Annotated in this window: 22 protein-coding genes and 1 pseudogene; 7 read left to right on the top strand and 16 right to left on the bottom strand. The window is 40.4% G+C overall.

From position 1 onward, the window contains the following. Positions 1-21: 21 nt before the first annotated feature. The 16 genes and pseudogenes from AVJ20_RS07355 to AVJ20_RS07430 form a co-directional block, all read right to left on the bottom strand. A complete protein-coding gene (locus tag AVJ20_RS07355; RefSeq protein ID WP_111884744.1) occupies positions 22-816 on the bottom strand; it encodes a helix-turn-helix domain-containing protein in 795 nt (264 codons plus the stop codon). After that, on the bottom strand, positions 807-1,610 hold the full coding sequence (pilW, locus tag AVJ20_RS07360; RefSeq protein WP_078189612.1) for a type IV pilus biogenesis/stability protein PilW: 804 nt from the start codon (positions 1,608-1,610) through the stop codon (positions 807-809). Before pilW ends, AVJ20_RS07355 begins: the two co-directional genes overlap by 10 nt. A gap of 15 nt (positions 1,611-1,625) precedes the next feature. After that, positions 1,626-2,860, bottom strand: a pseudogene (rlmN, locus tag AVJ20_RS07365) (23S rRNA (adenine(2503)-C(2))-methyltransferase RlmN). Between the two features lie 122 nt (positions 2,861-2,982). After that, the gene (gene ndk / locus AVJ20_RS07370; protein ID WP_078189614.1) at positions 2,983-3,414 is read right to left on the bottom strand and encodes a nucleoside-diphosphate kinase; all 432 of its coding nucleotides are present in this window, start codon (positions 3,412-3,414) and stop codon (positions 2,983-2,985) included. Between the two features lie 109 nt (positions 3,415-3,523). After that, the gene (gene iscX, locus AVJ20_RS07375) at positions 3,524-3,724 is read right to left on the bottom strand and encodes a Fe-S cluster assembly protein IscX (protein WP_078189615.1); all 201 of its coding nucleotides are present in this window, start codon (positions 3,722-3,724) and stop codon (positions 3,524-3,526) included. Between the two features lie 121 nt (positions 3,725-3,845). Then, complete coding sequence (locus AVJ20_RS07380) at positions 3,846-4,397, bottom strand: phosphatase PAP2 family protein (RefSeq protein WP_111884745.1); 552 nt, start codon at positions 4,395-4,397, stop codon at positions 3,846-3,848. Between the two features lie 192 nt (positions 4,398-4,589). Next, positions 4,590-5,873, bottom strand: a complete 1,284-nt coding sequence (locus AVJ20_RS07385; RefSeq protein ID WP_111884746.1) for a glycosyltransferase family 4 protein — start codon at positions 5,871-5,873, stop codon at positions 4,590-4,592. Positions 5,874-6,045: 172 nt separating this feature from the next. Continuing rightward, positions 6,046-6,459, bottom strand: a complete 414-nt coding sequence (locus AVJ20_RS07390; protein WP_004278363.1) for a hypothetical protein — start codon at positions 6,457-6,459, stop codon at positions 6,046-6,048. Positions 6,460-6,466: 7 nt separating this feature from the next. Then, positions 6,467-8,788, bottom strand: coding sequence for a fimbria/pilus outer membrane usher protein (locus tag AVJ20_RS07395; protein WP_111884747.1), 2,322 nt, complete (start codon positions 8,786-8,788; stop codon positions 6,467-6,469). A 4-nt stretch (positions 8,789-8,792) separates the two neighbouring features. After that, positions 8,793-9,491, bottom strand: coding sequence for a molecular chaperone (locus tag AVJ20_RS07400; RefSeq protein ID WP_004278365.1), 699 nt, complete (start codon positions 9,489-9,491; stop codon positions 8,793-8,795). 86 nt (positions 9,492-9,577) lie between these two features. Then, a complete protein-coding gene (locus AVJ20_RS07405; protein WP_111884748.1) occupies positions 9,578-10,099 on the bottom strand; it encodes a hypothetical protein in 522 nt (173 codons plus the stop codon). A gap of 834 nt (positions 10,100-10,933) precedes the next feature. After that, complete coding sequence (locus tag AVJ20_RS07410; protein WP_228157177.1) at positions 10,934-11,758, bottom strand: XAC2610-related protein; 825 nt, start codon at positions 11,756-11,758, stop codon at positions 10,934-10,936. 101 nt (positions 11,759-11,859) lie between these two features. After that, the gene (locus AVJ20_RS07415; protein WP_111884750.1) at positions 11,860-12,639 is read right to left on the bottom strand and encodes a DUF2971 domain-containing protein; all 780 of its coding nucleotides are present in this window, start codon (positions 12,637-12,639) and stop codon (positions 11,860-11,862) included. A gap of 281 nt (positions 12,640-12,920) precedes the next feature. Beyond that, positions 12,921-13,937 (bottom strand): ketol-acid reductoisomerase, encoded by a 1,017-nt coding sequence (gene ilvC / locus AVJ20_RS07420; RefSeq protein WP_078192867.1) that lies wholly within the window; start codon positions 13,935-13,937, stop codon positions 12,921-12,923. Between the two features lie 109 nt (positions 13,938-14,046). After that, positions 14,047-14,538, bottom strand: coding sequence for an acetolactate synthase small subunit (gene ilvN, locus AVJ20_RS07425; protein WP_078189625.1), 492 nt, complete (start codon positions 14,536-14,538; stop codon positions 14,047-14,049). Then, positions 14,535-16,262: an acetolactate synthase 3 large subunit gene (locus AVJ20_RS07430; protein ID WP_078192673.1), complete on the bottom strand. Its 1,728-nt coding sequence runs from the start codon at positions 16,260-16,262 to the stop codon at positions 14,535-14,537. The genes ilvN and AVJ20_RS07430 overlap by 4 nt, the downstream gene beginning before the upstream one ends. Positions 16,263-16,961: 699 nt before the next feature. Between AVJ20_RS07430 and AVJ20_RS07440 the strand changes: the two genes are divergently transcribed. The 7 genes from AVJ20_RS07440 (at position 16,962) to AVJ20_RS07470 (ending at position 26,665) form a co-directional block, all read left to right on the top strand. Then, positions 16,962-17,303: a DUF4124 domain-containing protein gene (locus tag AVJ20_RS07440; RefSeq protein WP_228157178.1), complete on the top strand. Its 342-nt coding sequence runs from the start codon at positions 16,962-16,964 to the stop codon at positions 17,301-17,303. 127 nt (positions 17,304-17,430) lie between these two features. Further along, the gene (gene leuS / locus AVJ20_RS07445) at positions 17,431-20,052 is read left to right on the top strand and encodes a leucine--tRNA ligase (protein WP_111884752.1); all 2,622 of its coding nucleotides are present in this window, start codon (positions 17,431-17,433) and stop codon (positions 20,050-20,052) included. Between the two features lie 201 nt (positions 20,053-20,253). Further along, positions 20,254-20,787, top strand: coding sequence for an LPS assembly lipoprotein LptE (gene lptE, locus AVJ20_RS07450; RefSeq protein WP_078192675.1), 534 nt, complete (start codon positions 20,254-20,256; stop codon positions 20,785-20,787). 9 nt (positions 20,788-20,796) lie between these two features. Continuing rightward, on the top strand, positions 20,797-21,780 hold the full coding sequence (gene holA / locus AVJ20_RS07455) for a DNA polymerase III subunit delta (protein ID WP_111884753.1): 984 nt from the start codon (positions 20,797-20,799) through the stop codon (positions 21,778-21,780). Between the two features lie 136 nt (positions 21,781-21,916). Beyond that, positions 21,917-23,269, top strand: a complete 1,353-nt coding sequence (locus tag AVJ20_RS07460; RefSeq protein ID WP_111884754.1) for a MacA family efflux pump subunit — start codon at positions 21,917-21,919, stop codon at positions 23,267-23,269. 2 nt (positions 23,270-23,271) lie between these two features. Continuing rightward, entirely contained in the window at positions 23,272-25,251 is a 1,980-nt protein-coding gene (locus AVJ20_RS07465) for a MacB family efflux pump subunit (protein ID WP_111884755.1), read from the top strand. A 10-nt stretch (positions 25,252-25,261) separates the two neighbouring features. Further along, positions 25,262-26,665: an efflux transporter outer membrane subunit gene (locus AVJ20_RS07470; RefSeq protein WP_111884756.1), complete on the top strand. Its 1,404-nt coding sequence runs from the start codon at positions 25,262-25,264 to the stop codon at positions 26,663-26,665. The last annotated feature ends 267 nt before the right edge of the window (positions 26,666-26,932 follow it).

The following is a 26,932-nucleotide window of genomic DNA, read 5'->3' on the forward strand; positions in this document are numbered from 1 at the left end:
TTCAGTCTGCTCTGTTGTCCCTTAACGTGATAAACGGAAATCTGCTTTGCCGTTTACGGTATATGGTGACAATGAAATATTTTCATTATTTAAGCTTAATGACACTACTGTTGCATCATCCAAACGAATTTGGAATGGTGTTTCACCGTTTAAGTTGAGCGTCGATGCTTGACGACCTGTCGCCAACACCTTACCCGTCGAATCAACAATATGTACTGAAGTTGGGCTACTGAAGGTCAATGTCAATTGATCACCGCTGACCGCTGCATTTCCGCCATTCATGTCGAGGACTTGAACTTCTGAAGCGACATCACTGGTCACAGCGTCTTCATTATCGCTGCCCGAGGTCATACCCTGAATCGCTGCCACGATCGCACCAATGACTACCAACACAGCCAATGCAATCAGACCACGTTTGATCCATTTACGATTACGGTCACGGTTAGAACCGGGTAATTTACCCATAATTTTAATCGGTGAATTGTTTAACGCGTGATTTGGCAACAATCCCGTATCGTTAGCATAAATATCATCAAAACGTTGAATGATATTGGTTGCATCAACTTTTAAATATTTGGCATAAGTGCGGTAGTAACCTTTAATAAAGGTCGCTTCAGGCAATGACTTATAATCATCTTGCTCAAGTGCAGTCAGTGTTTTTAATGGAATATTGAGTTCTGATGCGACAGCTTCAAGTTCCAGTTTTTGCGTAATACGTACTTGACGTAAATACTCACCTGGGCGTTGTACATTTCCTAATGCATTTGGAGCTACGCTCGAACCATTCGATTGCGGTGAATTAGGATTTACTTCCATACGGCCTCAGTACTGTACTGTAATTGCAAATAGCGTTGGTATTCAGGACTTTCTGGGAACAAAGCACGTAACTGGTTGACCAGTACTTGCATACCCAAATTGTCGCCATTGGCACGCGCTGTTCGAATGCCAATCCAGAGTGCACGCGCACCCTGATTTTTTTGTCCTACTGCACGTACAAATTGTTCATACATTTGTGTGGCAGCAGGGAACTGCTGATTCAAATAAAAGATTTCAGACAACTCTAACATTGAAACATAGGAATCACGATTAGCCTGCAAAGCTTGTTTGAATGATTTTTCAGCATTCGCCACATCACCCACTTTCAGGTAAATACGACCTAAATTTTCCAATGCTTTGAAACGTTGATCATAACCTAAAGTTGAACCTGCGATGCTGAACTGTTCAATCGCATCATTATAGCGCTCAACTTGATATAAATACGTACCGTAGTTGTTACGTGCTTGAGAATTTTTTGAGTCTGCTGAAATTGCACGCTTAAAATAACTATCTGCTTTTTCTAAGTTGGCTGGACTGCCTTCTCGTTGTAGTAAGACACCCATCATCATATTGGCTTGGGAATCGCGAGAATCCACCTCTAAAGCCTGATCTAATGCACGTTTAGCAGAGTCCAAATCCCCTGCTTTCAGGTGTTCAACAGCCAATTGCGTTCTGATTTTTACGGCTTTCTCTGGGTCTTTTTTCCCAATCTCAGGCGTTTGACATGCTGTTAATGCCAAAACCGATGCACATAAAGCTGAAACGAAAGTGAACTTATACGTTAACTTTTTCAATTGGCTGCCTCTTTATTATCCTTGTGAGCGCAGTATCTCATTTTGCTGCGCAACTTTCTTTTTCCATTGCTCCGCACGACGAGTACGGTCAGCAACTTGCCCCACGAGTTGTCCACACGCAGCGTCGATATCATCACCACGTGTCTGACGAATCGTACACACAAAACCGGCATCAGACAAAGTTTTTTGGAAAGAAATAATACGGTTACGGCTTGAACGACCGTATGGCGCATGCGGGAACGGGTTAAACGGAATTAAATTAATTTTGCTTGGTAAGTTTTTCAACAGCTTTAACATTTGCTGTGCATGTTCAGGATGGTCATTTACACCATCTAACATCACGTATTCGATGGTCACGTGTTTACGCGAACTTTCATTACCATCTTTTGCGATATAACGCTGACACGCTGCAATCAACTGTTCCAACGGATATTTTTTATTGATCGGAACTAGTTCGTTACGTAGTTCATCATTTGGCGCATGGAGTGAAATTGCCAAGGCTACATCAATGTCTTGTGCCAATTGGTCAATTTTAGGCACTACACCTGAGGTTGATAAAGTCACACGACGCTTCGACATACCATACGCAAAGTCATCCAACATGATACGCATTGAATTCAATACGGCGTCATAGTTCAACAGCGGCTCACCCATGCCCATCATCACTACGTTGGTCACTGAACGTTCACGATCCGCAACTGTCACATCTTCCATATAAGAGAAGTTCGCCACCCAAAGCTGTCCAATAATTTCAGCTTGACTCAAGTCACGTTGGAAGCCTTGTTTACCAGTTGAACAGAATGAACAGTCCAGAGCACAGCCCACTTGTGATGAAATACACAAGGTCTTACGTGCGCCGGTTTTATCTTCTGCAGGAATGAGCACAGTTTCAACCAATGAACCTGCACCTTCACCTACACGGAACACCCATTTACGAGTACCGTCTTTTGAGTAATTTTTATGCACCACTTCAGGCGCTTTAATTTCACAAATCTTTTCTAGTTTTTCACGCAATTTTCCAGAAATATTGGTCATTTCAGCAAAATCAGTCACGAAGAACTGATGAATCCATTTCATCACCTGCCCAGCACGGAACTTTTTCTCCCCCATATCTTCGAAGATTTTTCCATTTGCGGACGTGACATGCCCAGTAAATTCACTTTCTCCACAGTGTTTTGCTGCGTCGGAGCGGATGGAGATTGTTGCTGTGCATCAGAAACAGCTGATGTAGCGACTACTTCAGTACTCATGTGTATTTACCTAAACCATGTCTAAAGATCAAAGGAGATGCTCAGTATTTGAGCAAAGAATTATTCAGAGAATAAAAAACCAGACAAGCAGTATACCACTTATCTGGTTTGAATACTTCGAATTAACGAGTACGTGGAGCGATCTCAGTTTGAGCGAAGAAGTAGTTAACTTCACGATCAGCAGATGCTACAGAGTCAGAACCGTGAGCAGCATTTTCGTCGATGCTTACAGCGAAGTCTGCACGGATAGTACCAGGAGCAGCTTCTTTAGGGTTAGTTGCGCCAAGGATTTCACGGTGAGCAAGAACTGCGTTTTCGCCCTCAAGAACTGAAACTACAACTGGACCAGAAGTCATGAATGCAACTAGGTCACCAAAGAAACCACGTTCTTTGTGCTCAGCGTAGAAGCCTTCAGCTTCAGCTTGAGTCAAGTGTTTCATTTTAGTTGCAACGATTTGAAGACCAGCTTTTTCGAAACGAGCAAAGATGTCGCCGATGTGGTTTTTAGCAACTGCGTCTGGTTTAACGATAGATAAAGTACGTTCAATAGCCATGAGAGGCTCCTTAAGTCAATTTGACGTGAAAAATTTGCCGCATTATACCGAATAATGCGCTATTTTCTGCTTTTGCTATACAAAAAAATTGCTTTTTTCGATGTAGGGATTAACTTGCCTCATCAATCCAGGCCATCTGAATTCCCTCAAGCAGACCTTCAGTCGACTTTTCAGGGTCATCAGTGAAATTTGGCAATGCACATACCCATGCATGTAGGTCAGTAAAGCGAATCCATTGCGGATCAACATCAGGGTGAGCTTCATACAGCTCAATTGCGATATCAATGGTATCTGTCCAGCGTAAACCCATGGGTCTTCCTAACATCGTCTATAGAATGATGGCTTACTTTAACAAATTTCAGCAATTGGACGTGATAAACCCTTTTAATTTTTTTATTACCAGATTTTGCAATTAAGATCTCCACATCAAACTATAAAACCAAACCAAAAAGAGGTGCACAGAGAATAATTGCGGTACCCACTGCAGCGCCTATTGCAGCACCGACGGCAACATCACTCGGGTAATGCAATCCTAAGATCATGCGGGATAATGCCACCAATAAGCTAAAGGGCAACATTAAGACCAACAACATGGGTTGAATATAGCCCAGCACTGTTGTTGCCATGACCGCATGTAGAGTATGCCCCGATGGAAAACTAAAATGATCTAGAGGGCGTTCACCTAAGCGAATCACTTGATGCACTTGGTACGGTCTTGGGCGCACAGTTTTCTTTTTGAGGAGTTTATAGATCGAGGTGCCGACGAAACCACCCAGTAATACATAGACGATTTGTACACTGTAAGACATGCCCTGCACGATCCAGACCGTCGCCAACATGACATACCAAAACACACCATCACCAAGTCGACTCACCATTTTAAATATGTCAGCAACAACTTGTTGATGCGAAAAATGATTGAGATAAATACAGCCTTTTAAATCGAGATGCAGCATTCTTGTTTTTGCATTTTTAAAATTCATCGCTAATCTCCTATCTACAGTCAAAGCCTGACTGTGTTGGGGTTGAGCTAGATTTGTGTTGTTATTTTTACAAGTTGAGATCTGTGTTTAACTCAGCTTAGGTTCTCTTTTTGACAGTGCAATGATGCTTTGATGACAGTTCAATGAATATTGATTATGAGGATGCTCAACTTCTCTATACAACCAATAGCGCTAGCTCCATTGGCTCATCATGGCTTGGTCCACCACGCGATATAGCGCTTGCTCAAATTGCTGTACGGGATATTGCCATCCGATTTTAGCAGCGTCTTTTGCCGCCTCGATGCCCATGGTTTTTAATTTAGCGCGTTGCGGCAATTGCTGCATGAGACGAATAAATTCATCGGTTCGAGATAAGTGACATAACCATCCCGTTTGCTGATTTCTCACGTGCAATTGGGCACATGCGGCATTATATGCAATCACAGGCAATCCGCTGGCCATTGCCTCCAAAACCACATTACCAAAGGTCTCAACCTGACTTGCGAAAACAAAAACATCCGCACTGGCATAGGCTTCCGATAAAGCCTGACCACTTAAACTTCCCATAAAAATAACATCTAGGGATTTTGCCAGTTGCATTAATCGTTCAAGATCTGGCCCATCCCCCACAATGACCAATTTCGTTCGTGCATCCATGGCCAACATCGAACGATAGGCTGAAATTAAAACATCCACCTCTTTTTCAGGAGATAGCCGACCGACATAGAGCATCACGCGGGTATGTTCATCTGCTTGCCACTGTTGTCTCAGTTCTGCTCGATAATGTGAGGGAGAAAATTGACTATGGTCCACACCTCGCCCCACCACCACCAATGGACAACTAAAACCTAATCGATGCAAGGCATCCGCAGTATCTTGGCTCGGGACACAGGTGAGTTGAGTATTGTTATGAAACCATCGTAAATAATGTTGTACAGGCTTCATTAAAAACGCTAAATCAAAGAAGCGACTAAAATCATGAAAGGCCGAATGAAAACCACTGGACACAGGAATCTGTAAAGAACGCGCCAGTTGAAGCATAGCAAATCCCAAAGGTCCTTCAGTGACTATATGCACAATGTCGACTTGGGCTTTTTTTAAAGCTTTACTGAGTTTGATCAATTGCGGCCAGCCAAATTGTAAACCTGAATATTTAGGAATCGACTGCGCTCGAACCAAACACTCTTGATCAGGTCTGAAATCATGACAACTTTCGGACTGTTCAGGACGTATTAAAAAAATTGAGTTGCCTTGTTGCTGCAAGCCTTTACACAACTGCAATAAAGAATGTGCAACACCATTAATTTCTGGCGCCCACGTATCTGTAACAATGGCGATTTTTAGAGGGGGCCGGATTAGTGTTTGAATTGAATAGTTATGTTGAAATTTAGGATTGAGGTTCTGATTTTTGAAAGAAAATTTGAATAATTTATTCGATCGTTGTTCAAACTGCGTTGGATAATTGAGCAGATTCATTAAACACTCTTATATCGTTATATTTTATTCAATCTTAGAACACACATGTGAATATTTTATGACCACAATAAATTAATGAAAACCCGCTTATTAACATACTTATAAATAAAAAGTCCAAGAGTCACATATGAAATCTTGGACTAAAATAATGAATACTGCATATCCATTCTCTTTAAAAAATTATATCAACAGAAACTCTATCTTTATACACACCTGCAGGCACACCATTATAGGGATTATCTTGCAGTTGAACGGCAATTACATATTTCTGTCTTTCAGATGGTGCTTGTCTTAATTGAACCCCCCATAAATTTTGCCCAGCACCTTGCAAATTTAATTGGGTCCGCAACTTATAAGGCCCATTGGAAACATAGCTTGTTCCACTTGCATTGGTAAGGTTTTCGCTGTTAAAAACAATCGAATAACCTTGATCACAACGCACATTAAATGAAGTTGCAGCTTGACTATGCCTATAACTACTTAATCGCATATTTGAGTTTGAAAAACCATCAATTGCACATTGTTGTGTTGCTTGTGCTGATGTTGCCATCCACGCACTCAACACCAATATTATATATTTTTTCATAATTCACCTATTTACATAAAACATCCAAAATCTCGTGTTCCGGGTCTAGGAATTGCTTTTGCGAAATAACCACATCTGCTTGGCAAGTTTGACCTCCTTGTAAATTTACAAAAAATTTATACGCTGCTGCTTGAGTTACATAAACATAAACCATTCCTTTACTGTCTACAAAATATGGTTCTGCAGTTTTATCGTTGACGACGACTTGAGCACCACGAATCAAATGTTGCCTTTGTGCATCAATTAAACGAACTGCTATTCGCTTAGTTTGATAAATTGGGAAATTAACTTTATACCCTCGCTGATCTAAACCAACTATTTTCTTCGAAGCATAATCAAAAGTTTCATCCATATTTAATTGGTTCTGATCAAAAGATAAGTCATATTGAATATATGGAATAATATTATGTACAAACATATATCCTTTCTGATTGGTCTTCCCAATCAAAGATGAAGAACGGTAAATATCTAAATCTGCATGATCACTTACATTTAACAAAGCAAATGAATTATTAACATATTTAGTTAAAGCAACCTGATTACCCAACCAAACCAATGCGCCATTAAAATTCACTTGACTTAATCGTCCATCACTATATTCATCATGCGAGAGCCTCAAATCACCAACATTTGTTTTCCACAGTCCGTATCCATTTAAATTAACCTCATTATCCATATGGTTAACACCCACGGTATAATCAAACCCTTCTTGACCAATTGTGGTTCGAGAATAGTTCAAACGGGTACTTTCATTTTGTGTATAATGATCCAAAGTTAGCCGACGTCGATCACCCCAATCATAGTTAAAGACAATATTAAATCCTGAATCGCTATCCCCACCAAAATCTTTAAAATATCCAAAAGCGACATCTAACTTCGGTGTCAATCTCTTACCTAAACTCAGATTAAGCACTTTACGATCATCAAGACTCACTTCATCATTGTTATAATAAGTCTGATCAATATAATTTAATCCTACACTATCCAAATAATTAAGATTTGTAAGAGTCAAATAAAATAGATTGGTCATTTTTTTATACGTTAGAGTATCCTCAAGATCTAAATACCTATATTCTTTTGAATATATTTGACTTTGCATACCCACAGACCACCAAGCAAAGTCACGACTTATTCCTAAAGAAGCTGCATAACCATTATTATCATCTGCGTTACTTCCTGATAATATCGTATCTAATAAAACATAATTCTTAATGGCTTGAGTCCACAATAAACTCACATTTTGGACTTTATCGCTATATAGCATATCCGTACCAAGCGTCGAGTAATCATTAATTCCTCTACGATATAAAAGCTTAGTAAAAAAATCTCGATAATCACTTTCCACTTCATCATATCCGTACCGAAGTTTACCTATAGAAATATTAAATTCATCCAACTTTGGCTTTAACAAACGGTTATTAATATATATAGGAAAATTTCGAACAGTCCGATTACCCAGAATATCTTCTACAACAATTTGTGCATTTCCTGATTTATTTAATAAACCACTGGTTGGTAGTGAATAATTTCCAGGTCCAACATTTTCTCGATACAGATTGACTCCATTCAAATATAAATCAACCGTTGAAGGTACTGCAGCACTCCCCTGTAATGTTGGACTATTCCAGTACACAAAGTCTGGGCGTGCGATATAATTGGTTCCAAAACTAAGCCCACCAAAGCGAAATGAATTATTTAAACTGTTTAAAGGTGTCGTGTTATCTCCTAATGTCAAACGCCAAAATTTATCAGGGAATTCTAATTCAAATACACTTTCAACCCTGAGAAATTTACTCTCAGTATCAAGAGGATTATTTCTATAAATAAATGAATTTTTAAATAACCAATAATCTTTAAAAATACCAAGCTCTGCTAAGGTATTAAACTCTTCTTCAACCTCATCACGTGAGTACAACAAGCTATAATTTAAAAATCCACCAAAGCTTGCTTTACTCGGAGTGTTGTACACAAGATTATTGCTCGAATTGGCGAAGTACTCAGCGGGAATGGTAATATTTAAGCTCTGGAGTGATGGATCTTCAGTGAAGGTAATGGAAGGGCTTGCCAAACTACAAAAATCTTTTTTAACACTGTCCTTTTCTAACTTTTCAACCACAATTCCAATATTTGATAATGCTGTACATTCAATAAATTTTTTTCCTAAACGATCAAAAGCAACACTTTCCACTCCATAGTCCACACCATTGACCCAAATATTGACAATGGCTGTGTTGAGCTGCTGGTCTGACGTTGGTGTAAGCACTTCAGCACTTAAGCTCACTTGGCTTACAGTAACAACCATAAATAAAAAAAAATTTCTTTTTATCATAGCATCACCCTTTGATCATAAATTCTAAGTATTTCTCATCATCTTCTGTTTTAATTTTAATTTTAATTTCACCATTAGTTTTAAAACCTTCTAATGGTATTTCAATAGTATTACCACCAAGCACATATTGGCTTAGTGCCATTTTGGTCATCGTTATACCTTTAGCATCTATAACCTGTAACTCAGTCAACTTAACATGAGAGCTCCCCTTATTTTCAACATAGATTATTTGTGATACATCTGCCTTTTTCAAATTAACTGAAAGTTTAGGGTCTGCTTGAGGTCCCACAAATAAAGGCAATGAAAAGTTAAATAAAAAGTTAATCGCTGTGTTTTCAGCAACTGGCGTTACTTCTTTAAAGATGACTCGCCACGTACCTTCAGTTGCCAATACTGGTGGCTGAGTAAATCCAACACGCACCAACTGCTTTGACTCAGGCTTAAGTTCAAAAATTTTAGGGTTAAATAAGATCGATTCATCTTCGATCAATATATCTTCACCTTTATTATCTTGAGACCACTTAAAAGCTAAAACCTCAAAAAGTTTTGATGTCGATAAACCCGTGCTTTCCACAACTACAGTTGTACTTTTTTGTCTTGTAGGGTCTTTAAGATACATTTGAATGGGACTAAATTGAATTCCAGCATGTGCAGTCAACGTCCAAACCACCCCCAAAAGAATAAAAATCAATGATCGAAACATATATCCACCTCTTATTCTTTTATGAAGAAAGAAGTTGGAGATGTGTTAAAAACACCTCCAACTATGAGTATGAAGTTATCTAGGTGTTAGAATTTGACTTCGACATTATATGTACCTTTGTAGGTACCAGCATAAGTCGACATTGCATCTAAACCTGCTGATGAAGCCTGAACAGTATATTCATGCTCTGTACCATCCCAATTAATTACTGTAGGACTGCTATAAAGACCACCAGCACCGGTTGTCGTTACAGCTACAGGAACAGTGCGACTTCCATTAGCTAAAGTCGTTGGCGCTGTAATTGCCAAGAAATAATTTGCATTGGTGCGAACTTGGAACTTTGTTGAGTCTGTATAACTGTTGGTTTTATCCAAAGTTAGTAGTGATTCATCAATATCAAGATCGCAGTGTTTTTCTACTACCAAATCAATATCAATCTTACCCTTACAATCACCTGAAGAACCACAACCATGGTTTCCAGAATGGTGCCCACCGCCTGGGTGCCCACCACCGCCTGGGTGCCCACCGCCTGGTTTACCACCAGCATATGCTGCTGTCCCTAAACTTAAAACTAATGCTGACATCGTTACTTTGATTAATTTATTCATAGCAATTACTCCATTCTCTTTAGAGATTTATTAGTATGCGCATCCAAGGTATTTATTAATAAAATCCAATTAATTTCACTTCCCCTAGGTGCTGACTCATTCTTAATCATGTTGAGAAAAAAAGAACCTAATATGGAAATTTCACACGAATATCCATGTAATATTATTTTTTACAAATATTTAAATTATGTGTTTGTTATATATTAAATATTTTCAATTTTTATGTTTTTATTTAATTTTCCTCTTTATCCCAAATTTTGGGGATTTTTTTCATATCCCTATTTTTTGGTATATTATATCTTATTGTTTTTATTAAATTTAGTAACATTAAAAATAATATAGACTGTTACATATTTCACCAAATATTTGTGAAATAGTTCAAAATAATTTTCAAACAAACCAATACTACGTGAATATTCAACCATATTAATAGTAAAGACCGATTAAATTTAAATTTTAAATAGAATCTCAAATGTATAATCACCACTTTCAGGTATGTCTTTTGAACGCAATACAAGAATTACGTCACCAAATACTGAGCCTTTGTATTAAATTACAGGTTTTGAAACACGGCTTAGTTTCCAATATTAAGCTTTTGTAAATCATATTTTCTTTCTTTAAATTTCAGATTTTTGTTTTTCACATTTTTAGAATCTCATTTATTACATGAATTATCACGTATAATGAAATTCAGTCCCGCTCTTTCAACGCTCTTTTTACTTTGATTTTTTATTCAAAATACCGACTACCTCATTTTAAAATATCTGCATTCTTCTTTAGAAAGTTCTATAAATAAAAAAGCCCCAAGTTATGGGGCTTTTTAAAAAATTTAACTTACTCACTGACTGGATAAAGCAATCCTTGATCGACTCGAAAGATTTGACCTGATCCAAAGTCAATCTGCTGCAACTCTCCTTTTAATTTTGGGAAGCCAGCAATTTTTTCCAATTGTGGTGAGCGTTGAAAATTCTTCGTTTTAGGATTGTACATCCAATAAATAAATCGCTTATCTTCTATTTTTCGACCATCAGAGGTATCTGATAGTACAACATCATAGTATCCATCAAAGTTTACATCTAAGAATCCCATACTATTACCAAAGGCATTAAAGCCTTGTAATGACTGTAGTACTTTGCCATTTGATTTATTAATCACATCTACGCGTTTTAGAGACTTCCCATAAGGTTGGTCTGCGGATTGCACCCCATAAAACTTAAACAGCAGGATAGGTTTATCTACAGCTTTAAACGCAGGCTCAAACTGTAGATAACTTGTAGATGGTGGTGCCGTTTGTTCCGTCAGTTCAGCTTTAAACGAGCCTGTATTTGCATTCAATGTTCCTGCTAATCGATAAGCTGTTGCAGCACTTTGTTCAGTCCCAACATTGACTGAATTCAGATCTATAAAATCTGCTTTTTGAGTCCCTTTAAAGTTAATTTGTTTGGGCTCTTGCAGATCAGTCAAAGTCCCGTGCGGATTCCATATACCAGCATACAAATCTAAGAAATAGCGTCCTTCAGTCGAGCGAAGCATCCGCTGCATGGATATCCGAACATCAGGTAAAGGCTTTAACTCAGGCAGTGTTATATCTGCCTCTTGTGCAAAACTCACCACTGGTAGACAAAGAGCGAGTAAAAGAGAGATTTTTGATATTTTCATTGCAATTACACACTCCATACAGCATGAATAATGCCTACTCTATCACAACCTAAATTCAACACAGATGACACAAATATAGGAGTTTTGAAACCACCTACAACTCAAATCATCAGATTAAATTGAATACATAGATCTTTCAGCAATTCAAACTGATCTACCTTATGATCAATTACTGGCTTCACAAGCTCTTGCTTTCTTCTAAGATCAATATATGCATTTTTCCCAACATATACTTCAATAAAGGCTTCTTCAGGCAATTTTAACGTATAAATTGGACGCGTTTGCAATTGGACTCTTTGCCAAAGTTGGTCATTGATATATGCATGTGTTTTTGTAGAAAAGTGATACCCGAATTGAGCATCGCTAATATTTTTTACAATACGTACTTCCTCTTTGTATGCCCATTCCTGCATTTTATAAAGCAAACCATGCTTTATTAAAACTTCTTCATTATCCCAATTTAAAATATTTGAATTTCCTACAGACATTAATTTTTCAACACTTGCCACATTGGCCTGCTTCGGCGCTGTTTTTAAATATCTCAACTCTCCTTTTGTTGAAGGAATAATAAATTGATCACCATCTTCAAAACCTGCTTTGCATGTGTCAATTCCGATCACAACACCTTTGTAACTATCCCCATAATGTGACCACATGAGTGGATTTAAAGCGGTTCTAGTCAAACTTAAAATCACATACTTTCTAGAAAACTGATTACGGAATGCCCCTATTGCTACGGATGTCGGTACATCCAAATCATAAAAACCAAAACCAGTGCATTCAAATGGGTCGTTAAAATCTTCTAAATGTGAAAAACCTAGAGATTTTGTTTTCAAAATCGTTAAAGCAGCTTCAAAACTCACATATTTATATAAAATCATTATTCTAACCCACGCTAATATTGGGTTCCTTGTATCATAAAACTCAAAAGATAATTAAATAAATTCTTTTCTTTGCTTACGATTTTGTTCGATTGGATCCAAAGTATGAACGAGTACAAAACATTGTTTTGTACGAAGTACAACGAGGCAGCACACTGTTCTGAGTGACGCGTAAGGAATGAGAGCACTACTTTTCTATTTTTAAGGCACGTAACTTTAGATATTAAAAAACCCACTCAAAATGAGTGGGTCTTCGTATTCAAATCAATTGATTCAAGAAATTAGTTTTTCTCTTTATCAACGATTTTGTTCGCTTGGATCCAAGGCATCATCGCACGTAACTTGTTACCAGTTACTTCGATACCATGCGCCGCGTTTTGACGACGACGAGCAGTCATAGAAGGATAGTTCAACGCACCTTCTTGGATGAACATCTTCGCGTATTCGCCAGATTGAATACGTTTAAGCGCATTACGCATAGCTTCACGAGACTGTTCGTTGATTACTTCAACACCAGTTACGTATTCGCCATATTCAGCATTGTTTGATACTGAGTAGTTCATGTCCGCGATACCGCCTTCGAACATTAAGTCAACGATCAATTTAAGTTCGTGTAGACATTCGAAGTAAGCCATTTCTGGTGCATAACCAGCTTCAACAAGAGTTTCGAAGCCCATTTTAACCAATTCAACAGCACCACCACAAAGAACTGCTTGCTCACCGAAAAGGTCAGTTTCAGTTTCTTCACGGAATGAAGTTTCGATAATACCAGTACGGCCACCACCAACACCTGAAGCGTAAGAAAGCGCAACGTTACGTGCATTACCAGAAGCATCTTGGTGAACAGCGATAAGATCAGGTACACCTGAACCACGTTGGAATTCTGAACGTACAGTATGACCAGGCGCTTTTGGAGCAACCATGATTACGTCAAGGTCAGCACGTGGAACAACTTGGTTATAAAGAACAGAGAAACCATGAGCAAATGCTAGCGTTGCACCTTGCTTGATGTTTGGCTCAATTACGTCACGGTATAGTTGTGATTGGAACTCATCTGGAGTCAAAATCATAACTAAGTCAGCTTGAGCTACAGCAGCAGGAACTTCTGAAACTTTAAGACCAGCATTTTCAGCTTTTTTCCAAGAAGTAGAACCAGCGCGTAGACCTACAGTTACGTCAACGCCTGAATCTTTAAGGTTAAGCGCATGAGCATGGCCTTGTGAACCATAACCAATGATTGCTACTTTTTTGCCTTGGATGATAGATAAGTCTGTGTCTTTATCGTAAAAAATTTGCATTGCTGTCTCCGCTAAAATGCTTTCGTTTCCTTTAACTTGATACCGTGATTCTGTTTGATTATTCACGTTTCAAGTACCTCACCCATAGGAGTGAGGTGAATATATAAAATTAGATAGTTAAAACTTTTTCGCCACGTGCGATACCTGAAACACCTGAACGTACAACTTCTAGAATTGTATTTTCAGCTAAGGCATCAATAAAACCATCTATCTTTTCAGTTGTACCTGCGATTTGAATGGTATATGTCGTTGGTGTTACGTCTACGATTTGTCCACGGAAAATATCCGCAGTACGTTTAATTTCTGCGCGCGCTGAACCAAGTGCTTTGACTTTAATTAACATCAATTCACGTTCAATATGAGCACCTTCAGACAAATCAACAACTTTAACAACTTCGACAAGCTTGTTGAGTTGTTTGGTGATTTGTTCAATTTTATGCTCATCGCCATACGTGGTTAAAGTCAAACGCGAAAGCGTCGGATCTTCTGTTGGCGCTACGTTTAATGTCTCAATGTTATAACCACGCTGAGAGAATAAACCTACCAAACGTGAAAGCGCACCTGCTTCGTTTTCTACAAGTACAGAGATAATATGTCTCATTGTGTGCGCTCTCCTTTGCCTAACCACATATCTTTCATTGACTGGCCAGCAACCAACATTGGATATACATGCTCTGAACGGTCAACCATCACGTTAATAAACACGCACTTGTCATTGATCGCCATCGCTTCAGCAAGCTTCGACTCGAGTTCATCTGCATGGTCAATTTGAATACCTACATGACCATACGCCTCCATTAATTTAGGGAAGTCTGGAAGTGACTCAACATACGAGCTTGAGTGACGACCTTCGTAGTTCATGTCTTGCCATTGCTTAACCATACCTAATGCACGGTTATTCAAGCATAGAATTTTTACATTCAAGCCATATTGCTTACATGTAGATAGTTCTTGGATACACATCTGAATGGATGCTTCGCCAGTAATACACACTACTTGTTGATCTGGGAAGGCAAGTTTAGCTGCCATAGCATATGGCAAACCTACACCCATGGTTCCTAGACCACCTGAGTTGATCCATTGACGTGGACGTGTGTATTTGTAGTAAAGCGCACCAAACATTTGGTGTTGACCAACGTCTGAAGTAATGATGGCTTGACTATTGGTAATTTTATCCAATGCTTCAACAACTTGCTGTGGCTTCATCGAACCATCAGTTGGTTTGTCATAGTTCAAACCATGAACTTGGCGCCATTCATTGATTTGTTTCCACCAAGCCCCGATATCTTCAGGATTTGGTTTAGACACATTCAATTGCTTTAATTGAGCCAACATTTCAGTCAATACAGGCTCTACTGCACCCACAATTGGGATGTGCGCCATAATTGTTTTTGAAATCGTTGCTGGGTCAATATCAATATGAATGACTTTCGCATTTGGACAGAATTTCGCTGGGTTATTGGTTACACGGTCATCGAAGCGCGCACCTACACACAGAATCACATCTGCATTGTGCATCGTCATATTGGCTTCATAAGTACCATGCATACCCAACATACCAATGAATTGTTCATCATTGCCCGGATACGCACCAAGACCCATTAAGGTACTGGTTACTGGATAACCCAATAAATGTGCAAGTTCTGTCAACTGTGCAGAAGCGTTGCCTTGAACCACACCACCGCCTGAATAAATAATTGGGCGTTTAGCATGAATCAATTCATCAATTGCTTTACGAATTTGACCAGAGTGACCACGATGCGGCGGTTGATACGAACGCATTTTCACTTTTTCAGGATATTCGTAAGCAAATTTCTCTGCAGGATTCGTCGCATCCTTTGGAATATCAACAACAACAGGACCGGGACGGCCACTTGAAGCGATATAAAATGCCTTCTTAATAATCGAAGGGATTTCGCTTGCATGACGTACTTGGAAGCTGTGTTTTACGATTGGGCGCGAAATACCGACCATATCCGTTTCTTGGAACGCATCCTCACCGATAAGATGGCTTGCAACCTGACCTGACAAAATCACCATTGGGATTGAGTCCATATAGGCAGTTGCAATTGGAGTTACGGTATTTGTTGCACCAGGACCAGATGTCACCAATACGACACCTGTTTTACCTGTGACACGTGAGTAAGCATCAGCCATATGACCAGCAGCTTGCTCGTGGCGCACTAGGTAATGATTGATTTTTTCTTGTTGAAATAGCGCATCATAAATATGCAGTACTGCGCCGCCTGGGTATCCAAAAACATGTTCAACGCCTTCGTCCGCTAAAGCGCGAACAAGCATTTCACCACCAGATAAAAGTTCCAACGTGATTCACCCTAATCTTTTTTCACGCACAAATGGAGGGCATTTGTCGTGGTTAATTCATTAACTGTGTGCTCTGTTATAGCACACAAATTTCATAGTTTTCATAGCAATAAGAAAAAAATCTGACCTGCTTGCTGTTTGAGCAATATGGGGTCTAAAACATGTTGGGATAAACATATTTTGTTGGCTTTGTTCAACCTCTCGGCTAGAGAAGAAGTCCATTGCTAAAATGCACTCATTCGAAGGGTGATCGATCTAAGGCATATAAAACTAAAGACAGCATTTTTGTAGTTTCAACCATTAAAGTCAAGTTTAAAAATGGGCTTTTTTCTGATTACTTACAGACCGTTTGTTTTTTAAGCACACTCCCGTTCTTTGCATTCTTTGTAGTTTGTTTATTTATAACCAGTTAGCATGTATTTAATAAAATACTTTTATAAATCTAATAAATAAATTAAATGAATTGCTGTGGGTTTTTAATTCAATTGCCTCACTTTCAACTTAAGGCATGGATTAAATGATAAAAATACAATATTTTGATTGCTTATTAATTCCACAATTCATCATTCACAAAGTTATTCATCCCAAACGATGCCCCTTTTATCCTTTGTGCTAAAAAATGCATAGATTCTACTGTCAAAAAAGCGCAAAATTTTCAGCATAATTTTGCATGATCACTATAACTTTGGGACTGAATTTATGATGAAGACGACGATTGCTCGCACTGCCTGTATTTTATCTAGCATGGCATTTTGCCTGACCAGTTTGGACCTTTCAGCGAAAGAATATTACAAGTGGGTGGATGCAAAAGGTTCAACGCATTACACCACCACGCCACCGCCAAAAAATGCGCAGCGTAAAGGTAAAGTGAATACCTATGGTGCAACAACGACTACGCAATCAACTCCAGCAAAAAACCAAGAAGAGGTTTCACGTGAAGCCGAACAGTCGAATGAACAAAATGAGCAACTAGCGGAACAACAACGCAAAGCCAATGCAGCGCTCCGCCAAGGTCAAGCCGCAGCCTCCGCACCACAATAATTTACGCCAAAGCCTTCAATTTTGACTTAAATTATTTACATCTACACAGCATCGCAAAATTCACTCTAGGCGTATTTTGCGCTATGCTGTAGCACAAACTTTTTAACCGTTATTTCTATTTACGTTTATGACTACTCACATTGACCCTGAATATCAAGCCAGTGCGATTGAACCTACAGTCCAACAAGACTGGGAAAATCGCAAAGCCTTTAAAGTTGCCGACCAAGTAGAAGGACCACGTCGTTATATCCTCTCTATGTTCCCTTATCCAAGTGGCAAACTGCATATGGGTCATGTGCGTAACTATACGATTGGTGACGTGATCAGCCGTTTCCACCGCTTACAAGGTGAAACTGTGCTACAACCCATGGGTTGGGATGCTTTCGGCCTACCTGCTGAAAATGCGGCGATTGCCCATCAAGTCGCTCCTGCAAAATGGACTTTTGAAAACATTGATTACATGCGTAATCAGCTTAAAAAGTTAGGTCTTTCTGTAGATTGGGATCGTGAATTTGCAACTTGCACACCTGAATACTATCGCTGGGAACAATGGTTATTCGTACAGCTTTATAAAAAAGGTTTAATTTACCGTAAGCTTTCAACAGTGAACTGGGACCCAGTAGACCAAACTGTTTTAGCAAACGAACAAGTTGAAAATGGTCGTGGCTGGCGTTCTGGTGCATTGGTCGAAAAACGTGATATTCCAATGTACTACTTCCGCATCACTGACTATGCGCAAGAATTACTTGACGATTTAGAAAAATTAAAAGACGGCTGGCCACAGCAAGTTTTAACCATGCAACGTAACTGGATTGGTCGCTCACAGGGTATGGAAATTACCTTCCCTTCAGCGAATCCAGACGTTTATGCAGATGGTTTAACTGTATTTACCACTCGTGCTGACACACTCATGGGTGTGACTTATGTTGCGGTTGCAGCAGAACATCCGATGGCACTTAAAGCTGCGGAAAGCAATCCTGAGCTTGCTGCATTTATCGAAGAGTGCCGTATGGGTTCTGTTGCAGAAGCTGATCTTGCGACTGCTGAAAAGAAAGGCATGGCAACTGGTCTTTCTGTGAAGCACCCAGTTACAGGTGAAGAAGTTCCTGTTTGGATCGCAAACTACGTCTTGATGTCTTACGGCTCAGGTGCGGTGATGGCAGTGCCTTCACACGATGAACGTGACTTCGAATTTGCCAACAAATATGGCTTAACCATCAAGCAAGTGATTGATGCCAAAGGTGCAGACGATGCAGACTTTGACGCAACCACTTGGCAAGAATGGTACGGTTCTAAAGAAGGCAAACTGGTGAATTCAGGCGAATTTGACGGTTTAGATTTCCAAGGCGCATTCGATGCATTCCTTGCAAAACTTGAGCCTCAAAAGCTTGCAAATGTAAAAGTTCAATTCCGTTTACGTGACTGGGGTGTTTCTCGTCAGCGTTATTGGGGTTGTCCAATTCCTATGATCAACTGTGAAAAATGTGGTCAGGTTCCAGTACCTGAAGAACAGCTTCCAGTTGTATTGCCAACGGACGTGGTTCCAGACGGTTCAGGCAATCCACTCAACAAAATGCCTGAGTTCTATGAAACCACTTGCCCATGCTGTGGTGGCGATGCTCGTCGTGAAACAGATACGCTAGATACCTTTGTAGAATCGTCTTGGTACTATGCGCGTTACGCATCTCCAGACTTTACGGATGGCATGGTGAAACCTGAAGCGGGTCAAACTTGGCTTCCTGTGAACCAATACATCGGTGGTGTTGAACATGCGATTCTGCACTTACTCTATGCACGCTTCTTCCACAAATTGATGCGTGATGAAGGTGTGGTACAAGGTAACGAGCCATTCACCAACTTGCTTACTCAAGGTATGGTGCTTGCGGATACCTACTACCGTGAAGCTGATTCAGGTAAGAAGACTTGGTTTAACCCTGCTGACATCGAACTTGAAAAAGACGAAAAAGGTCGTATCACTTCTGCTAAATATAAAGAAGATGGTCAGGACGTTATCGTTGGTGGTCAAGAGAAAATGTCGAAATCGAAAAATAACGGTATCGACCCGCAAGCGATTATTGATCAATACGGCGCAGATACTGCGCGTGTGTTCATGATGTTTGCTGCGCCACCAGATCAATCACTAGAATGGTCTGACGCAGGTGTTGAAGGTGCAAACCGTTTCTTAAAACGTGTATGGCGCCTAGCATCTGGTTTCCTTGAACAAGGGAACTCTGCTGCAAACATCGAGAAAGCGACACTATCTACCGCTGCACAAGACTTGCGTCGTAAAACACACGAAACCATTCAAAAAGTGGGTGATGACATTGCACGTCGTCACGCCTTCAACACCGCGATTGCTGCGATGATGGAACTTTTGAATGCAAACAATAAGTTTGAAGCCAAAGATGACAATGACGTTGCCGTTGCACGTGAATCAATCATTACCCTTCTAACTTTACTTGCTCCGTTTGCACCACATTTAAGCCAAACCTTATTGGCTGAGTTTGGTATCGAATTAACATCAGCACGCTTCCCTGCGGTAGATGAATCTGCGCTGACTCGCAATACACAAACGATTGTAGTGCAAGTGAACGGTAAACTTCGTGGCAAATTAGAAGTGTCTGTCGATGCCTCTAAAGATGACATTTTGGCACAAGCAAAAGCATTACCTGAAGTTCAACAATTCTTGACTGGTCCAACCAAGAAAGAAATTGTGGTGCCGAATAAATTAGTGAATTTGGTGGTTTAATTTAATCCCCCTAAATCCCCCTTTATAAAAGGGGGACTTCCCGCTCCCAACAAAAAATCGGATCTCCTCCCTTTTTTAAAGGGAGGTCGGGAGGGATTAAAAAACAATTCCCAAACAAAGCCCGTTGCGAGTCAACGGGCTTTGACTTTACAATCCACACAGGATTTCAACATTATCCCTTCGGGAAACAGAGGACACTTTATGCACTTGGTTCAACGTGTTGCTGCAATTGTATTAACTATGGGCCTGAGCGCAGGCATGGTCGGTTGTGGTTTTCATTTAAAAGGCACCAACCCTGCTGCTGTACCTGTAGCCTATTCCAATATGCGATTGGCACTTCCTGAAGATACGGATGACTTACATGAAAAGTTAGCGATTTATTTAGGTTCTGCGGGCGTGCAATTGAGCAATAATCAAAATGCCTATGTCTTACATGTGTTGGATTACACTCCACGACGTTTAGAACTCAATGGTAAATTGGTTGAGACTTTATTGCGTTTGAATGTGACATTCCAAATCGAAGATGCTCAAGGTAACCCTGTGACTGAACCACGTACATTGATGGCAACACGTAGCTACCAATATGACGTTGCAACCGTAAACACTGATGACCAAGAAGAAAAATATTTAAAACAAGTGATTATTGATGACATTGCACAACAGATCGTGCGCCAAATTTCATCAAACCGTTTACCAAAAGCGAACCCACTAACTGCACCAACCAAAGCTGAGTAATTTTGATTTATGAAACTTGACTATCTTCAGGCATTAAAACGTGTAGATGAAGCGCAAGGTGCCTGGGTGCTACATGGTCAAGAGCCACTACTTGAACAAAATCTCCTCGATGCATTTCGTAAGAGTTGGAACACTCGAGAAGTCGAGCGTCAACGGTATGACATTAGCTCTGCTGCTGATTGGAAAAATGTCTTTAATGCTTTAAATAGCTTGTCATTATTTTCCAGTCAATTGGCAATTGAGGCACATGGCAGCATTAAACCCGATGCCAATGGACTAAAACTGTTAAAAAGCTATTTGCAGCAAAATGAAAGTAACTTGCTGCTCGTGGTCATGCCGAAGCAAGACAGTGCGAGTTTAAAGACCAATTTTTTCCAAACCATTGATGCCAATGGAGTCAATGTTGCACTGACTGCAAACTACCCTAAAGATCGTCAGCAAATTTTGGCCGTTGAAGCACAAAAGCTCGGCATTAAACTCGCCAATGATGCTTGGCAATGGCTAGAACAGCATCATGAGCACAACTTACTGGCTGCAAAAAATAGTTTAATGCGTGTCGCAGATACTTTTCCTGAAGCAGAGATGATCCAGATAGATCATCTGTACTCTTGCTTACAAGATCAGTCACGCTATACCACTTACGATTTAAATGATGCCATGCTGCAAGGAAATTTGGCACAGTCGATAAAAATCTTTCAATACTTAATCGCTTCAGGCGAGCCGATGTCGCTGATTTTATGGAGTATCAGTAAGGAAATGCGTTTGCTGATGCAACTGTTTGAGCAGCCACAAAATGCCTTGCAAATTGGTATTTGGAAAACCAAAGTCGGGCTGTATCAACAAGCGTTACGCCGTTTAAATGCCAACGAGTTTTTGACTTGGCCTGCCCTATTACTTCGTTTAGACGCGTCAATAAAAGGTTTAGGTCATGAAAATCCTGAGCACTTGGTACAACAAGCTATTGCCAGCTTGTGTGGGCGCAGACTCTTCTAGTCTAATAAAAGCCTGTAATAACTTGCATTGCAGTATAAAAGAATAATTATCATTACTATTTGTTCAAAAAGTTCACAATTTATCCGTATTTAAATCTTATAATTCAATCATCTTTATAAACTTTTAACTGCCAATCATGCCAAAAATAAAACCAGCAAAATTGATCGTAGCCATCATCGTTGCTTTGGCAATCGCTGTCACTGCATGGCATTTCCTAAAACCTAAAGAAACTCAGCCGCAATATATTACTGCTGAAGTGAGTCGTGGTGACATTGAAAACTCTGTACTTGCAACAGGTGTACTTGAAGCAACCAAAATGGTGAGTGTTGGTGCACAGGTTTCTGGTCAGGTGAAAAAGATGTATGTGCAACTCGGTGATGAAGTTAAACAAGGTCAGCTTATTGCCCGTATTGACTCGGTACGTCAGGAAAATGATTTAAAAACTGCAGAAGCCAGCATCAAAAACCAACAAGCGCAATTGGCAGTTAAACAAGCAAATCTTGCAAAAGTCCAAGCTGAATATAATCGTCAACAAGCAATGTACGCTCAAGACGCGACTAGTCGTGCAGAACTTGAATCTGCGCTAGCAAGTTATAAAACTGCACAAGCTGATATTGCAGCCATTAATGCACAAATCGAACAATCACGTTTAACTTTAGCGACTGCAAAAGAAGACTTAGGCTATACACAAATTGTTGCACCTATGGATGGAACCATCGTGGCGATTGTGACTGAAGAAGGCCAAACCGTAAATGCCAACCAAAGTGCGCCGACCATTGTGAAATTAGCAAAGCTCGACACCATGACCATTAAAGCTGAAATTTCTGAAGCCGATGTGATGAAAGTCCAAGAAGGTCAAAACGTTTATTTTACAACCTTGGGCGACAGTGAAACAAAACACTATGCTACCCTGCGCCAAGTTGAGCCTGCGCCAAACTCAATTAACACCGAAAGTAACAACAACACCTCTTCGTCTTCAAGTACTGCGGTTTACTACAATGCGTTATTTGATGTCCCAAATGAAGACGGTAAATTGCGTATCGATATGACTGCTCAGGTGTATATCATTTTAGATGAAGCCAAGAATGTCTTGACTGTACCTTCCGCAGCCGTTCAAACCTCGAACCGTCCACAACGTAGCCGTAATAATGCATCTGCAAATGGTCAATCTGCTGATAAAAATGCCAGCGCAGAAGCTAGATCGAACAAAGACAATCCAAATCGCCCTAAACGTTTAGAACTGACTGAAGCTGAAAAAGCATTGGTCAAACAAGGCAAAGCGAGCGTTGCTATGGTGCGTGTATTGCAAGCGGATGGTTCTGCGCAACCACAACCGGTATTACTTGGTTTAAATAACCGTGTGACCGCACAAGTGATCCGTGGCTTAAAACAAGGTGACAAAGTCGTGATTGCCGACGGTTCAGATACCTCTAATGATTCGGCGAAACGCAGCAACCGTGGTGGTGCTGGCGGCCCAATGAGAATGTAATCATGAGTCAACATCAAACACCTCTACTCGAGGTCAAGAATCTGACGCGTGAATTCCCTGCCGGTGAAAGCACAGTCCAAATTCTAAAAGGGGTTAATCTTGAGATTTACCCAGGTGAACTGGTAGCAATTGTAGGTCAGTCCGGTTCTGGTAAATCTACCCTCATGAACATTTTGGGGTGTTTAGATAAACCAACCAATGGCAGCTACAAAGTCAAAGGGCGTGAAACTCGTGAACTTGAACCAGATGAACTGGCACAGTTACGCCGTGAATATTTTGGCTTTATTTTCCAGCGTTATCACTTACTCGGTGATTTGAATGCTGCAGGTAACGTCGAAGTTCCCGCAATCTATGCCGGTGCAGATGCAACCGAACGCAATGCACGTGCCAAGCAACTACTAACCGATCTTGGACTGGGTGAAAAAACCCAAAACCGTCCGAGCCAACTCTCGGGTGGTCAGCAACAACGTGTGTCGATTGCGCGTGCTCTCATGAATGGTGGCGATGTTATTCTTGCCGATGAACCGACCGGTGCATTAGATAAGAATAGTGGTATTGAAGTGATGCGGATTTTGCGCGAACTCAATGCCAAAGGTCATACCATTATTTTGGTCACGCACGACCATAATGTTGCAAAAAATGCGACGCGTATTATTGAAATTTCTGACGGTAATATCATTTCAGATCAGCCCAATGTGCCTGAAACAGATGATGAACCTTTAGAAAAGCAACAACTCATTCCAAATACCCAGAAGAAAACCTCGAGCTGGCGCTCAGCCGTTGACCGCCTTGGTGAAGCATTCCGTATGGCGATTCTAGCCATGAATGCTCACCGTATGCGGACTTTTCTTACCATGCTTGGGATTATTATCGGTATTGCCTCGGTGGTATCCGTTGTGGCCTTGGGTAATGGTTCACAAAAGCAGATTTTAGAAAATATCAGCAGCTTGGGGACCAATACCATTACGGTGTATCAAGGTCGAGGCTTTGGTGATAATTCTAGATCATCCCAAGTAAAAACACTGGTTCCAGCCGATGCGACGGCCCTTGCGGAACAACCTTATGTCGATGGCGTTAGTCCTTCAGTCAACTCGAATGTCACAGCACGATTTAAAGATACCGAAGCATCTGCAACGGTCAATGGTGTCAGCGAAGACTTCTTTTATGTCAGAGGCATGAATTTCGCCGCTGGGCAGCCCTTTGACAAAGAAAGTGTGACTGAACAAGCTCAAGATGTGGTGATTGATAACAACACCAAAAACACCTTCTTTGCTGATGGCACCAACCCTGTGGGTCAAGTGATTTTATTAGGCAGTGTGCCGAGTCGTATCATTGGCGTGATCGAAGAACAGAAAAGCATGATGGGTAATTCAGACAGTCTGAATGTGTATTTGCCCTACTCGACCGTGATGAGTCGAATGCTCGGCCAGTCCAATGTGCGAAGCATTATTGTCCGTATTAAAGATGAATATCCAAGTGCCGCGGCTGAAAATGCCATTTTGAATCTATTGGTTCAGCGTCATGGAGCGCAAGATGTTTTTACCCAAAACGCTGACAGTATTCGTGAAACTATTCAGAAAACCACACAAACGATGACCTTGTTAGTTTCTGCAATTGCGGTGATTTCATTGATCGTCGGTGGTATCGGGGTCATGAACATTATGTTGGTTTCTGTGACTGAGCGTACTCAAGAAATTGGTGTACGTATGGCCGTGGGTGCCCGTCAAAGTGATATTTTACAGCAGTTCCTGATTGAGGCGGTGTTGGTGTGTATCTTAGGCGGTGTGCTTGGGGTTTTATTATCTTTAGGTATTGGACAATTGATTAGTCATTTTGCCGGTGGAACATTCCAAATGGCCTATTCAACAACGTCTATCGTTGCTGCATTTGTCTGCTCAAGTATGATTGGTATTGTGTTTGGCTTTATTCCTGCACGTAATGCCGCACAGCTGAACCCTGTCGATGCGCTTTCTCGCGAATAAGGAAATAATGATGCAAATGACCTTAACTAAACTTGCAAGTGCCTTCATTCTCGGAAGTAGCTTAGTTGGCTGTGCCGCTGTGGTTAAGACGCCGTATGAAGCTCCTGCAACACAAATCCCGACGCAATTTCAAAATGCGAAAGCCATGAGTCAGCAAGTTCATGCAGATACTTATGCTGACCAATGGTGGACATTGTTTAATGATGCTCAATTAAACCAGTTGGTGAATCAAGTTTTAGCTGCCAATACAGACCTCGCTGTTGCAGGTATTAATTTACAGCAAGCTCGACTACAAGCAGGTTTGGCTGAAAATAAACAAGGGCCACGCGTGAGTTCAAGTGTTTCAACTGGACATAACTTTGACCTTAACTCAGGTGATGACTCATCAAAAGGTGTATCACTCAGTGGTGGCGTCAGTTATGAAGTAGATTTATTTGGTCGTTTGGCTAGCCAGACTGAGGCCGCAAAATGGGAAGCTTTAGCGACTGAACAGGACCTGCAAGCCACTGCCCAAAGCTTGATTGCAACAACAGCAAACCTATATTGGCAACTTGGCTATTTAAATGAGCGCTACAGTATTGCGCAGCAAAATTTGGCCAGTACGCAAAAAACCTATGACTTGGTCAAGGTGCAATATAAAACCGGCGCCGTTTCAGGTTTAGATCTAACACAAGCAGAACAGTCGGTCCAAAGTCAAAAAGCGACCTTAAGCCAAATTGACCAACAAAAAGTGGAAACACGTACTGCATTGGCTGTGTTATTGCATCAACCTGTGCAACAACTGAATATTTCAGAGCCGCAGCGTTTACCTCGAATTGCATTACCGACGATTGCAGCAGGTTTACCTGCCGAGTTGTTGTCTCGCCGTCCAGATTTACAAGCGAGCGAATTAAGATTACGTAAAGCTTTGGCAAATAAAGATGCAACGAAAGCGAGTTACTATCCTTCGATTAGTTTGACTGGCAGTTTAGGATCGAGCAGTACCTCTTTGAGTAATTTATTACAAAACCCCGCTTTGGCTTTGGGTGCAAGTTTGAGTTTACCTTTCTTGCAATATAACGATATGAAGAAAGACCTTGCGATTAGTGGCTTAGATTATGAAAAATCTATTATTCAATATCGTCAGACCTTGTATCAGGCTTTTGCCGATGTGGAAAATGCGCTATCCAATCGTACTGAGTTAAGTCAACAAGTTGCATTACAAGAACGTAATTTACAGCTTGCAGAAAAGACCGAGCGTTTGACTGAAGTGCGTTATCGTCATGGTGCGATTGCCTTAAAAAACTTGCTTGATGCACAGGAGACCACGCGTAATGCACGACTGTCTTTGGTTCAAACTAAGCAGAGTCAATACAATGCTTATGTGACCTTGATGCAAGCTTTAGGTGGTAGTCCGATTAAGCAATTGCCTTAAGTCCTATATGTAAAAAAAGCCCTGAGGGGCTTTTTGTTCAAAACCATTTCCAAAAAGCTAAATAATAGGTCTCTTTCATAAAGCATTATTTAACCAACAGATAGTTATAAATTCCAACAAGTAAATTAAACCTCAAACCTGATCTTTTACCTCTATTTCTGTAGCAGTCAGAAAAGACTCTAAATGTCTTTAATCTTCTTAATACATACTCAATTCTGATTCTTATTATATAAAGTCTCATAAGAAGTTAACTCCATTTGATGTTTA

The sequence above is a fragment of the Acinetobacter sp. CFCC 11171 genome (assembly GCF_003268405.1).
GTDB classification, from domain to species: Bacteria; Pseudomonadota; Gammaproteobacteria; order Pseudomonadales; family Moraxellaceae; genus Acinetobacter; species Acinetobacter amyesii.